The following is a 12,326-nucleotide window of genomic DNA, read 5'->3' on the forward strand; positions in this document are numbered from 1 at the left end:
GCCATCTGCGCCTGGTCTGACGATTGCGCCTTGGCTCTTCTGTCTGAACTGCGCCAGGCTGAGATCAGGGTGCCCGACGTCGTCTCGATCATGGGATTCGACTCCTCGGATGTGGCCGCTCTGGCCGGCTTGTCTTCAGTAGCCCAGCCGGCCAGAGACATAGGAGCCGAGGCCGCCAGAAAGGCCCTGCAGCTCATCGACGGCTCACCCTTAACCGAACCGCACACACAGGTCAAGACTCATATCATCGACAGGGCCACCACCGGTTCGGCTCCTAGGGACGAGGGACGTTGAGCGTACCTGTCCTGGCGACCTGACCCAGCCAAGTCAAAGAAGGCTTGGGAGTTTGCTTGAATGTCTTGCGGTCCACGCTGATAAGACCAAATGTTGGATCGTATGAACCCCACTCATAGTTGTCGAGCAATGACCAGTGAAGATAACCCAAAACATCAATCCCCAGGTCCATGGCTTTCATGAGACCCACAAGGGCATCGTGAGTGTAGTCGATTCTGCGTGCGTCATTATCAGTGGCCAGACCATTCTCTGTCACGAAGACCGGAACGCCACCGGTCAGATTCGAGGCAGTCTGCACACCGACCCAATCATCTCCAGCTGCGTGCTCGAAGAAGAAAGTCTCGCGCTAATAGGCGTAATCGCTAGTTTCCTGCTCACAGCCAAGCATGGCATGAAAAGCCTGAGCAGCAGTACCCGTTATTCCGTCCACCACCATCTTCGACCGCGATCTCATCCGAACCTCTTTGCCCAGGTAGCAAAACGCCTAGGCATTGTCATGTCAATCGACGCCGGGCTGGAGCACAAATAAGATGGCGGCCCATTATGGCCGCCATCTTATTGAGATTCCAATGGATCTCACGGAGAAGACGAAAACTACTTGGTGAAGTCCACATCCTTGGTTTCGTGGCAGGTCAGCACTGCCACCAGGCAGCAGACCGCCATGACGGCCAGGTAGAGCCCGACCGAACGCACTCCCCAGTGGGAGGAGAGCCAGGTGGCGATGGTAGGCACGAAGGCCGCGCCCACGATGGCCGCCAAGTTATAACCGATGCCGGAACCCGAGTAGCGCACATTGGCGTCAAAAAGCTCCGGCAGGAAAGCGCCGATAGGCCCGAAGGCAATGCCCATCAGGGCGAACCCGACGCAGAGGAAGACCATGACCTGGAAGGTGTTGTGATGAGCCATGAGCAGGTAGGGGAAGACCAGGCTGAAGACCACCAGCATGACGGAGCTGCCGATCAGCACCCGGCGACGTCCGATGCGGTCCGCATAGACGCAGGCCAGCACGATGAAGAGAGCGAAGACCAGGATGGAGACCATGAGCATGAGCAGATACTCCTGATTGGTGAAGCCCAGTCCGCCGCCGCCCTGGGACTTGGGCTTGGTGCCGTAGGCCAGAGACCAAGTAGCCAGGGTGTAGAAGAGGGTGTAGGTGACTGCGACCAGGAAGGTGGCCTGGAGCACCTGGCGCCAGCTCTTGCGGAAGACCTCCAACAGCGGGGTCTTGACGACCTTCTGCTGATCCAGAGCCATCTGGAAGATGGGGGTCTCCTGCATGGAGACGCGCACGGCCAGTCCTACGACCACCAGGATGGCGGAGAGCAGGAAGGGAACACGCCAGCCCCAGCTCAGCATCTGCTCGGGGGTGCAGAAAATCTCTAACAGGAAGTAGGTCCCGTTGGCCAGGAAGAAGCCGATGGGGGCGCCCAGCTCAGGGAAGGAGCCGTAGAGCGCCCTCTTGCCTTCCGGGGCGTTCTCGGTGGCCACCAGGGCCGCGCCAGACCACTCGCCGCCCAGGCCTATTCCTTGGACGAACCGGCAGAGGCAGAGGACCACCACAGCCCAGAGTCCCCATGTGGCATAGGTGGGCAGGACGCCGATCAGAACTGTGGAACAGCCCATGGTCAGCAGCGAGACCACGAGCGTGGTCTTGCGTCCCTGACGATCCCCAAAGTGTCCGAAGATCAAGGATCCCAGTGGCCGCGCGATGAAAGCGATGGCGAAGGTCAGCAGAGAGGCCAGGAGGGCCACAGTCGGATCGGTTTTGGGGAAGAAAAGCTTGGGGAAATAGTTGGCCGAAGCCGTCCCATAAGCGTAGAAATCGTAGAACTCGATGGCCGTGCCGACCATGGAGGCCCCGATGACTGTGCGGACCGAGCTACGAGAGACCGCTGGTCTACCCGCCGCGCTCGGACTTTCCACTTCGTTTGTATGTTTCTCCATCACCATCATCTCTTTCTCTCCAGCCGATTTCTTTAACTGTCTAACCGGCATTTATGAAAAGATCCCGACATGAGCAGGATCCGATGAGATGAAGTTGATCTACTTAGCGGCCCTGCCTTCCGGCGGGGTCGCACAATCCGAAGATCGACGAATCAGTCCGCCTGCGAAGACGGGCTAATAATTCGAACTGACAGGGCACTAACACTTGCCATACCATACTTCCACGTCATCGCAGCGAACCTCCTTCCATCGTCTTCCAACGGATGAAACCACCACCCGCAATGTTTTTGACCATAAATCCGAGTACCTGAATAGGTGCCTGATAGTCCAATATGCGAAACAGCAGATTCATCGCGATGCAATAGGATGACTATCCAGGTTGGTGAACACTTCACCAGGGAAAGCGGATGAGACGATGAACCGTCGATCCGAACGAAGCACGGCGCAGGAATAATCCACATGAAACGCCAGATCCGACGGATCCATCAGGAACAGGGCCGTCGCCAGGCCATCCGCAACTGCAACAGGAAAAGAGCCAGAACCGACAAGCGCCCATGTAGCAAGAACCTGCTGCACGGGAGTACCGTCAATTGCATTGAGAATATGGTGGAGACTGATCAGACCAGCTTCACCTTCCCTTTCGTAACGAGAGGTCCAATGCCTGCGACTGGGAGCCGAAGCACACAAAGCACCCGACGAAAGCGAGACGACACCCACCGCATTGGCTTGATCACAGGGATCCTCCATGGCAACGGTGATCGGCGTTGGCGTCCGCACCCCCATGTCACCCCCCGCATCTATCACATACTCGCCAGCATCCGCCAAGAAGGCGCCCAACAGATCAACTAGAAACCCTTTGCCCATGGCCCCGAAGTCCAGGTGGATCGGACCTGCCGTTATCAAGGTCGCCCCGTTCCGCCGAACATCATAAGCCCAGGTTGGACGACCATGTATGCGCCCCAATTTTCCTGAGGCCCCCGCCTGCATAACGAAACTCATATCCGGACCGTAGCCAAGTGCCACCAGGTCAGCGCCCACGGCAGGGTCAAGCCGCCCCTCGGTCAGGGCATAAAAACGGTCATACAATTCAAAAAGAGGACAGCAGTACGAAGGAAAAACAAATTCTCCACCATTATCAGCCTTTGCCATGGAAGCGAGCAATGAATCGGGACGAAATCGGGAAAGCGCCGACTCATAATCCTCTATCAGGTCTGCCATCCTCTTACGAAGCTGGGCTGGCACCAGTTTTGCCGTATTGATGATGATTCCAGTACCCAGGGCCTGGGGAAAGGTCAGGACATATGGCAGAGATTCCAGACCGCCCAAGGAACCGGAATCATGGTCAGCAGAAGACAAAACATGTGCCATACAGCGATTCTATTCTCCTGCAGCCTTCCTTCGCGTCAACGAGGCCACCGATCACGCGCTAAGGGAAGAGCAGGAAAAGCACCATGAGGTTCCAACTGGTACCAATAGGCGACTGTGGACACATCGTCGCTTCGTTCAAAAGCGCCTTGGAACCCTGATCCAATTTGTTGCCAAGTGACGCGTAGATCTTGTTCGAATCGGATCGGATCCGGTATATGCCACCGATACAACCCCCGCATTGGAGGGCAATCATCATTGTGATAACGATTGCGTATCGAGTAATCATGGTTGCTATAGAAGGGATACCCGCAGAAGGGCGCACAGTATGTCTGCTCACTGGTCCCTTCAGCGCTTGGGACGGCAAAACTCCAAGCTCCTCCAAAATAATCTTCGGTACCAGTGCTACATATCGTTGGATATGCCTCATCCCCATCGATATAGAATTTGAATTCACCTTCTCCCCACCAGTAGCGCTCAAGCACACTCAAGGCCAGATATGTTCCAATGTACTGGCCTCTGCCCCGGACCCCGTCCAGAACGACGTAGTCCTGCCCAGGAACAGTTACCTTTTGCCTACGCCATTGGGCATGGAAATATCCCGTACTCGCTGGCAGCGGATCGTCCTGCAACGAGTAATCAATCTGATAGAACAAGGCCGGCACAACATTCACGTGCTGGTTCTCCAAAACAAGACGGGCGCGTCTGCCAAACGGCATGGGGAAATAGGCGTTCAGCCCTCCTGTCGGCACCACTTGTATGGGCAGGGAGTCGACTCGACAGACCTGTCCAAAACCGCAGCAGAAGAAATCACCGAGGGGGCACTCAACCGAGGGAGTCTGCTCATCATCCCAGTAAATCCTGAGCACAAGATCACGCAGAACATATCGATCCGCATCACTGGTTCTATCCGCCACCGTGAACCAAAGGTGATTAATGACGCCAGTGCCTTCAATATCAGCCAGTACCACAGACGAACCCGGTTCCAGATTCCTGATGCAGGGGCTGCCTTTCCTGCCTGGCCCAAGCTCTCCTGCTGACATGGCTCCCCGGCCTTTCTCACCACGGGGATTCTCAGCATTGATCGACCTGCTTACGCTGGATTTGACGAGCGTCAGCCCCAATGGATCTCCTGCCAGCTGCGAACGCATACCCATCCTTTCTATGCCGACATCTTTCTTTGCGTATCTGTCACTCACATATCTTTGTCGTATACCAGACCGTGGCATCAGGCGCTAGCCAAACCGCTCCATTTGCTGATTCAACGACATTGCTATTCAACAAACACTTGGCCGAGACCGGCAACCTCACCGACGATCTACCAAAGTTGGTCATGCTTCTCAAACCGGAAGCCAAGACTAATTCCAAGGTGTGGGTCAGCCCATCATCGACAACGTCAACCTTCACGTCCATATCATCTTCAACCCACTTGCTGCGCAGAGCCAGAGCCGTTTTAATCAGGGAACGAGCCGACTTATCCGATCGCATTTCAGACTCTATGGAGTAGTGATCGAACCAGGCAGGCTGCGGTAGCCATGGGGTGGCACCCTTATTGAAGCCGAAGGATTCTTCATGCTCGCTCGTCCATGGAATCGGCACACGACATCCATCCCTCCCTTTGACTCGGTGCCCGGATCGTTCCCACTGAGGATCACGGATATCTGTCGACTTAAGTTCGGTGACTTCCGGCAGCCCCAACTCATCGCCTTGATAGATGTATGCGGTTCCCGGCAGAGCCAGCATGATCATGGCGGCAGACCGGGCTCTCCGTAACCCGACCTCGCGGTCAACGACGGGATCGGTTCCATTCGAAGCCACCCAGGCGCGTTCATCGACACCCTTGGGCAGAGCCAACCGCGAAGCCAGCCGTGGAACGTCATGATTGCCAAGGACCCAGCTGGGCGTAGCTCCGACTTTCTTGAAACCGCGGCATGTCCTGGTTATGGCTGACGCATACTCATCCAAATCCCAAGAAGCCTTTGCTAATGAGAAATCGAAGACCGATCCAAGCTCATCCGGGCGTGCATAGGCAAAGACCCGGTCAGTGATAGGAGTCCAGGACTCCCCCACGGCCATGCGGGGAGGATCGTACTGGTTCAGGACCGTCCGCCATGATCTGTAAATCTCATGGACTTCGTCTCTGTCAAACAATGGATCGCTACCGTCATCACACATAGGCGCCATGACCTCCGGATCCGGTCTGTCACGAAGAGGATCACGAAGGTCCTTGGCCAACCCATGCGATACGTCCACACGGAAACCATCGACTCCTCTGCCGCTCCAGAATCGCAGAATAGAAAGGAATTCCTCCCTTACGTTTGGATTGTCCCAGTTGAAATCAGGCTGTTCCTTGGAGAACAAATGAAGGTAATACCAGCCAGATCCGCAGGGCTCCCAGGCGCTGCCGCCGAATTCAGAGCGCCAATTGGTCGGCGGCAACTCGGCATGTCTCCCACGTCCTCGCCGAAAGACGAACCTGGACCCCATGGACGATTCAGGTCCTTCTTCCAAGGCCTGCCTGAACCAGGGATGCTGATCCGAGCAATGATTAGGCACAATATCGATGATGACCTTGATGCCAAGGGAATGGGCATGCTCCAGCATCGAATCAAAATCCGCCAACGTGCCCAGTTTGGGATCCACATCCCTATAGTCGGCTACATCATAACCACCGTCGACCATAGGAGAGGGGTAGAAGGGACTCAGCCAGATTGCATCCACACCAAGATCAGCCAGATACTCCAGGCCACTCTCAATGCCTCGCAGGTCCCCTATGCCGTCATTGTCGGAATCTCGGAAGGACCTAGGATAAATCTGGTAGACGACGGCAGACCTCCACCAGTCCGGATCATGCATGTTATCTATTGTCACGACTTTCAGCCCTTTACCGATCCATCAAGCATGGCCTTGATGAAGTATCTTTGCAGGAAAATGAACAGTATCATCGTCGGCGCCATGATCAACAGAGAGCCCGCATTCAAAAGGACCACATCAGTGGAATACTGACCAACGAAAGACTGTAACGCACCGGCCATAGTCCGCTTGGTTGGGTCGTCAATGAGGACGACGGCAAGAAGGAATTGATTCCACGTGGCGAGGAAAGTCAGTATGCCTAATGAAGACAGGGCAGGAACGACCAAAGGTAATTGAATGCTGCGGAAGATCCTGAAATGGTTGGCACCGTCGATGCTTGCCGCCTCAATCAGATCTTTGGGCATCTGCGAGAAATAGGCTTGCATCCAGACCATGCCAAATGGCATATTGAGCCCGATCATCGGCAGGATGAGCGCCCATCTGGTATTGAGCAGCCCCATGGATTGGATTTCATAGTAAAGGGGGGTAACGAGCACTTCGAAGGGCAGGGTCAGGCCGACAAAGAGCAGGCCATAGGCGATCCATCCACCCTTCACATGAAGAGAGCCCATAGCGTAACCGCCCATTGCTGAGCAAATGAGCACAACCGGCACTACAACGAGGACAAGGATTGCACTGGATATCAGCAAAGGGGTGATATTCGCCACCTTCCAGGCGGCTGCAAAGTTCTCCCAATGAGGGTGTGCCGTGAATTGGATCCCGTGCGGCATGGAACCCTGCGGCTGTACGGCTGCCGAAAACATGCTGACAAAGGGCAGTATCGAAAAGATGATAGTCACGGCCAGGGTGAGGTTCCCCAGCACACGCACAGAGAGTGACTGTTTCATGCTTCCTCCTTCCCCTGCACCAGTCGCTGGAGCGGGCCCACCACAAGCAACACGAGCACCATAAGCACCAGTGCGAGCGCCGAAGCCAGACCGACCCGGTTCTGCGTAAAGGCCAGTCGATATACCATGACGCCAGGTACCATCGTGCTGTAGCCAGGACCTCCTTGGGTGGCCATGAAGACCACATCAAAGCTGGCCAGAGCTGCCACAACCGTCATAGTCAGGCAGACAGCGATCTGCCCGCGCAACCCAGGCAGCGTGATATGCCAGAGCTGGCTCCACCAACCTGCTCCATCAATGCTGGCCGCTTCATATAAGGATTTATCGATGCCTCCGATGCCAGCCGATAGCAACACGATGCAGAAGCCCAGCTGCAACCAGAAACCGATGATGCCGACTGATGTCAACGCAGTGTGCTGGTTGCCCAGCCATGAGGTGGCGTGCTCCCCCAGACCCATTGCGCTGAGCATCTGATTGACAATGCCGTCCTGTGCCAACATCCAGGTCCAAGCCACGGCCGCCGCCGCTCCAGGGATGACACGAGGCAAAAACAGACAGACCTGAGCAAAAGTGCTGACCGCTTTGGCACGAATATCACGGATCAACGATGCGATGATCATTCCCAAAACGATGGGTATCAACGAGAAGAAGATAACCAGGTAGAACGAGTGCCCTATGCTTCCCAGCAGCACAGGATCGGTGAAGACCTTGACGAAATTCTTCACGCCCACCCAAGTGCTGGCATCAATGCCGTTCCAGTCATAGAAGGAATACCAGGCAGTCTGAATGATCGGCCAGAACACAAAGACCAGGTAGAAGGCCAGCCCGGGAAGCAGAAACAACCAACCTACCAGGGTGGAGCTCAGACTCCTGCCGCGAGCCGGGAGGGCATCGGCAGCCCGCGAGGCCGATGCCGACCTCGCGCGCCGCCGATTTGCGAGATACGTGCTCAATGCCGCACCTCTTGGCTGTACTCCTGCTGAATCTTTTCCGTAAACTGTTGAGCGGTAAGACTGTTGTCGAGCAAGAGCTGGAAGTTGGGGATGAGCCCGCTTGACTGGATTCCGGCTGTGGCGTCGTTGATGAAGCCAGTCGATCTGCCCGAATCGAAGACATCCTTGTAGTAGTCAAACATGCTGCGCTGAAGAGCACTCTGCGCCTTTGGCAGGGACTGGCCCTCGACTGTCTTCGGATAGTACCCGCTGACGTCCGCTATGATCTGCCGGGCTTCATCGCTCTGCGTGTAATTGAGGAAGCAAGCTGCTGCGTCTTTGTTTCGGGAGTTCTTAGGAATTCCGAAGAAGCTTCCCGCATTGGATGCAATGCTTGGCTGCTCATTGGCAGAATTCGCCGGGAAGGGAATGAATTGCACATCGTCACCCAGGGCTTTGGCCACTGTTGCCAAATTCCAGTTTCCACTGGGGAAGAACACACCCTCGCCAGCGGTGAATCTGCTTAAGGCGGTGGAAGCATCGATGGCATTGACCCCTTGCGGCAAGTACCCCTCTTTGTTCCAATCCTGGAGTTTTTGCGCCGCCTCCTTTGAACCCTTGGTCCTGAAATCAGCTTTTGGCTTTTGCAATATCCAGTCCTGCACAGACTGCACCGAGTCAGTGTTGGTCATCATCGCTTGGAAAGCGAATGATGTCCCGCCGTCCTTCGCATAGGTCATCATAGGAATGAGGCCTGCATCCTTAGCCTTGCCCATATCCGATTCAAATTCATCCACGGTACGGGGAAGATCGGCAATTCCTGCCTTGGCTGTCAGTTTGGTATTGACATACACGCCTGAAACCGAATAGGAATTGGGCAACGCATATAAGTCGCCATCACCCAGTCTGCCTTTGGCATCAGCCCTATACAGTTGCGTTTGGGACTTGGGGACCTTCCATCCGTATGCTTTTACATACGGTTCGAGGGATATCACATGGTGACCGCTGACCGCAGTGTTGACATCCGTCAGGCGCGCTATATCCGGAGCATCGGTGGAAGAAATGACACGCGGCCCATTTTGAGCCGAAACATTGTCCGGATCATAGTTGGCCTTGATATGGATATTAGGGTATTTGCTCTGGAACCCCTTGATGAGCGCATCGTCTACTGTCTTGAGCCCTGCGCCGTCCCAGAGCTTAAGCTCATACGACTTCGAGCCCAAATCCGTGCTGACTGAAGACGGTTCATTGCTGCTCTCGGACGAGCCAGTGGAACCTGGCCCACACGCTGCCAGCGATAGAATCATGCCTGTTGCAAGCAGAGCTACGCCACCGTGCTTAACCGCTGATTTCATCATTGTTTCTACTCCTCAAATGTTCACAACATTGATGAACATATAAAACCGATTTTATTCATGTTAAATAAACGATAAGTTGTGACCTATCCTCCTAATATTGATAGATTTATGATATCGGTTGCACACAGTGTATAAAACACTTCCTCACATGTCAAATCGATCCTCCTGGATGCTTGCCGACGAATCCCCAACCATAGCAACGACTAGTTGCGGCATCGGCCGGTTCTAGTCGTCTCTATTCATCAGAAGTTACCGTTGTAAAATCGGTTGTACTAATACTGCGACATACTGTGACACCAACCAAGGGGCGTAAGAGATGAGAGAGCCGACTATTTATGATGTAGCCAAAGAAGCTGGAGTATCTGCATCAACGGTTTCCAGAGCGCTCCAAGGCAAGAACCGTGTTTCTGACAACACCAGAGCCAAGGTGCTCGAAGCAAGCGCCAGGCTCGGATTCACCGCTTCAAAGGAAGCATCAAGGCTCCGCAGCGGTAAGACAGGCAGAATAGCACTGATTGTCGGTAATCACCTTTCAGGATGGTACAGTTCCGAACTTGCTGAAGGAGTCTATTCAGCACTCTGCGAAGAAGGGTATGACCTGCTGTCTTATCGGGTAGCAGATAAAAAACAACGCGCTGAATTCTTCTCCTCGATGCCAGTCAAGCGCAACGCCGATGCCATGATCATCTCGTCCTTCGCCCTTACCGACCAAGAGGGGCAGACCTTGCGCAGCACCGGCATGCCCATCGTGGGTGTCAACACCATGCATTTGGATGACCGCTACAGCAATGCATCAATCGGAATCGATGAAGTCACCACTACCAGGGATCTGATTCGCCGTCTGATCGCCATCGGTCACACCAACATCGCATATCTCAAACGGACACAATTCAATAAGGACTTCGTCTGGGATGCTGACCAGCGCATAACCGGATACCACCTTGGACTTGAAGAGGGAGCCATTCCGAGAAGAGACGACTACGAGATTGCCATCCCCTACCAAGGAGACATCGGCAAGCTGGCAGCCAGTGCAATTCTGGCACTGGCCCCACGCCCGACAGCAGTATGCTGCATCAGCGACGAAGTGGCCATATGCCTGGTCCATGAACTCCGCCGTTTGGGAATCCGGGTACCGGATGACATATCAGTGGTGGGGTTTGACGACAGAGAACTGGCCGGACCCCTAGGCATTTCAACAGTGCACCACGAGCCAAACGCCTACGGCCGGACAGCTGCACAAATGGCTATTCGCTTGGCCAATGGAAATAAACTGCCCCACCGCCATATTACTGCCAAAGCCACATTCATACTGAGGGAGACCATGGGTCCCGCACCTAAAATCAGCGGCCGACAGTGACTCACGCCGCTGAAGTCGACTCTTGACCGCCCCGGGGAAGGCGGTCAGGCAGGGGCAGACCCATGAATCTTCCTCAGTCGATCAGAGAATGGATCTGCACGATCTGGTCGCGGCCCGGGCCCGAACCCACAGCAGAGATGCGGCAGCCAGACAGATCCTCCAGACGGTGGATGTAGTCCTTGGCCTTGGTCGGGAACTCGTCGAAGCTCTTGGCACCGGAGATGTCCTCGCGCCAGCCCGGCAGCTCCTCGTATACCGGCTGGGCGGATTGGAACTCGGCCTGGTCCACAGGCATCTGGTCCACCCTGACGCGTGAGCCGTCGGACCGGGTGATGTCGTAGCCCACGCAGACCGGGATGGTCTCCAGACCGGAGAGAACATCCAACTTGGTCAGCACGATGTCGGTCAGGCCATTGATCTGTACTGCATAGCGGCTGACCAGCGCATCGAACCAGCCGCAGCGGCGGGAGCGGCCAGTGGTTACCCCGTACTCATGGCCCTGACGGCGCAGCCATTCGCCCTGCTCGTTGTCCAGCTCCGTGGGGAAGGGCCCCTCGCCAACGCGAGTCACATAGGCCTTGGCCACGCCGACCACCCGATCGATCTTGGTCGGGCCCACGCCGGTACCGGTGCAGGCGCCACCCGCTGTGCAATTGGATGAGGTGACGAAGGGGTAGGTGCCATGGTCCACGTCCAGCATGGTGGCCTGTCCCCCTTCGAAGAGGACGTTCTTGCCCTGCTCCAGAGCCTGGTTGAGCATCAATGAGGTATTGGCCACGTAAGGCTTGAGCCGCTCGGCGTATCCCGCCAGCTCTTCAACGGTGGCCTCCACCTCGATGGCCCGGCGGTTGTAGAGCTTGACCAGCATCTGGTTCTTCTGGTGTAGGCTGGCCTCCACCTTGTCGCGCAGGTGGTCGACATTGAACAGGTCGTGCACACGAATACCCACACGGTTGATTTTGTCGGCATAGGCCGGGCCGATTCCGCGGCCTGTCGTGCCGATCTTATGCTTGCCCAGGAAGCGCTCGGTCACCTTGTCCAGCGTCCGATGGTAGGGGGCGATGATGTGCGCGGACTCGCTGATCCTCAACCGGCTGCAATCAACGCCACGGGACTGGAGTCCATCGATCTCCTCGAAGAGGGCGGCCGGGTCCACCACGACGCCGTTGCCGATGACCGGGGTAATGGCCGGATGAATGATCCCCGAAGGCAGAAGGTGGAGGGCATACTCCTGGTCACCCACGACGACGGTATGGCCGGCGTTGTTGCCCCCGTTGAACCTGGCGACGTAGTCCATGTGCTCGCCGATCAGATCCGTTGCCTTGCCCTTGCCCTCGTCGCCCCACTGGGCCCCGACGATCACGATTCCCGGCAT

10 protein-coding genes and 1 pseudogene are annotated in these 12,326 nt (G+C 55.8%); 2 read left to right on the plus strand and 9 right to left on the minus strand.

Annotated elements, in window-relative coordinates:
• Positions 1–294, plus strand: a 294-nt coding sequence (locus AC0AP0_RS04600; RefSeq protein ID WP_490429515.1) for a substrate-binding domain-containing protein, incomplete at its 5' end; no start/stop codon positions are given.
• On the opposite strand, the pseudogene AC0AP0_RS04605 reads toward AC0AP0_RS04600, so the two are convergent.
• The 8 genes and pseudogenes from AC0AP0_RS04605 to AC0AP0_RS04640 form a co-directional block, all read right to left on the minus strand.
• Positions 275–703, minus strand: a pseudogene (locus tag AC0AP0_RS04605) (family 1 glycosylhydrolase); the annotation flags it as partial. The gene AC0AP0_RS04600 and the pseudogene AC0AP0_RS04605 sit on opposite strands and share 20 nt — an antisense overlap.
• Before the next feature lie 185 nt (positions 704–888).
• Positions 889–2,238 (minus strand): MFS transporter, encoded by a 1,350-nt coding sequence (locus AC0AP0_RS04610; protein WP_033511871.1) that lies wholly within the window; start codon positions 2,236–2,238, stop codon positions 889–891.
• Between the two features lie 348 nt (positions 2,239–2,586).
• Positions 2,587–3,606, minus strand: coding sequence for an FAD:protein FMN transferase (locus tag AC0AP0_RS04615; protein WP_490429516.1), 1,020 nt, complete (start codon positions 3,604–3,606; stop codon positions 2,587–2,589).
• A 35-nt stretch (positions 3,607–3,641) separates the two neighbouring features.
• Positions 3,642–4,760, minus strand: coding sequence for a glycoside hydrolase family 172 protein (locus tag AC0AP0_RS04620; RefSeq protein ID WP_490429520.1), 1,119 nt, complete (start codon positions 4,758–4,760; stop codon positions 3,642–3,644).
• 34 nt (positions 4,761–4,794) lie between these two features.
• Positions 4,795–6,474, minus strand: a complete 1,680-nt coding sequence (locus tag AC0AP0_RS04625) for a glycoside hydrolase family 13 protein (RefSeq protein WP_490429517.1) — start codon at positions 6,472–6,474, stop codon at positions 4,795–4,797.
• A 5-nt stretch (positions 6,475–6,479) separates the two neighbouring features.
• Entirely contained in the window at positions 6,480–7,304 is an 825-nt protein-coding gene (locus tag AC0AP0_RS04630) for a carbohydrate ABC transporter permease (RefSeq protein ID WP_015022642.1), read from the minus strand.
• Positions 7,301–8,170 carry a carbohydrate ABC transporter permease gene (locus AC0AP0_RS04635; protein ID WP_033511875.1) on the minus strand — a complete coding sequence of 290 codons (870 nt, stop codon included), beginning with the start codon at positions 8,168–8,170 and terminating at the stop codon, positions 7,301–7,303. Before AC0AP0_RS04635 ends, AC0AP0_RS04630 begins: the two co-directional genes overlap by 4 nt.
• Positions 8,171–8,253: 83 nt before the next feature.
• The gene (locus AC0AP0_RS04640; protein WP_490429521.1) at positions 8,254–9,591 is read right to left on the minus strand and encodes an ABC transporter substrate-binding protein; all 1,338 of its coding nucleotides are present in this window, start codon (positions 9,589–9,591) and stop codon (positions 8,254–8,256) included.
• 319 nt (positions 9,592–9,910) lie between these two features.
• On the opposite strand from AC0AP0_RS04640, the gene AC0AP0_RS04645 reads away from it, so the two are divergent.
• Complete coding sequence (locus tag AC0AP0_RS04645) at positions 9,911–10,951, plus strand: LacI family DNA-binding transcriptional regulator (protein WP_490429518.1); 1,041 nt, start codon at positions 9,911–9,913, stop codon at positions 10,949–10,951.
• A 73-nt stretch (positions 10,952–11,024) separates the two neighbouring features.
• Here AC0AP0_RS04645 and AC0AP0_RS04650 read toward each other — a convergent pair.
• On the minus strand, positions 11,025–12,326 hold a 1,302-nt coding region (locus tag AC0AP0_RS04650; protein WP_490429519.1), incomplete at its 5' end, for an adenylosuccinate synthase.

The organism is Bifidobacterium sp. POST2/T3 (B1) (genome assembly GCF_058197115.1).

Bases quoted from the DNA above. Each gene is read 5' to 3' on its own strand.
- AC0AP0_RS04610 (WP_033511871.1), bottom strand. From the start codon at position 2,238: ATGGAGAAACATACAAACGAAGTGGAAAGTCCGAGCGCGGCGGGTAGA.
- AC0AP0_RS04615 (WP_490429516.1), bottom strand. From the start codon at position 3,606: ATGGCACATGTTTTGTCTTCTGCTGACCATGATTCCGGTTCCTTGGGC.
- AC0AP0_RS04620 (WP_490429520.1), bottom strand. From the start codon at position 4,760: ATGGGTATGCGTTCGCAGCTGGCAGGAGATCCATTGGGGCTGACGCTC.
- AC0AP0_RS04630 (WP_015022642.1), bottom strand. From the start codon at position 7,304: ATGAAACAGTCACTCTCTGTGCGTGTGCTGGGGAACCTCACCCTGGCC.
- AC0AP0_RS04640 (WP_490429521.1), bottom strand. From the start codon at position 9,591: ATGAAATCAGCGGTTAAGCACGGTGGCGTAGCTCTGCTTGCAACAGGC.
- AC0AP0_RS04645 (WP_490429518.1), top strand. From the start codon at position 9,911: ATGAGAGAGCCGACTATTTATGATGTAGCCAAAGAAGCTGGAGTATCT.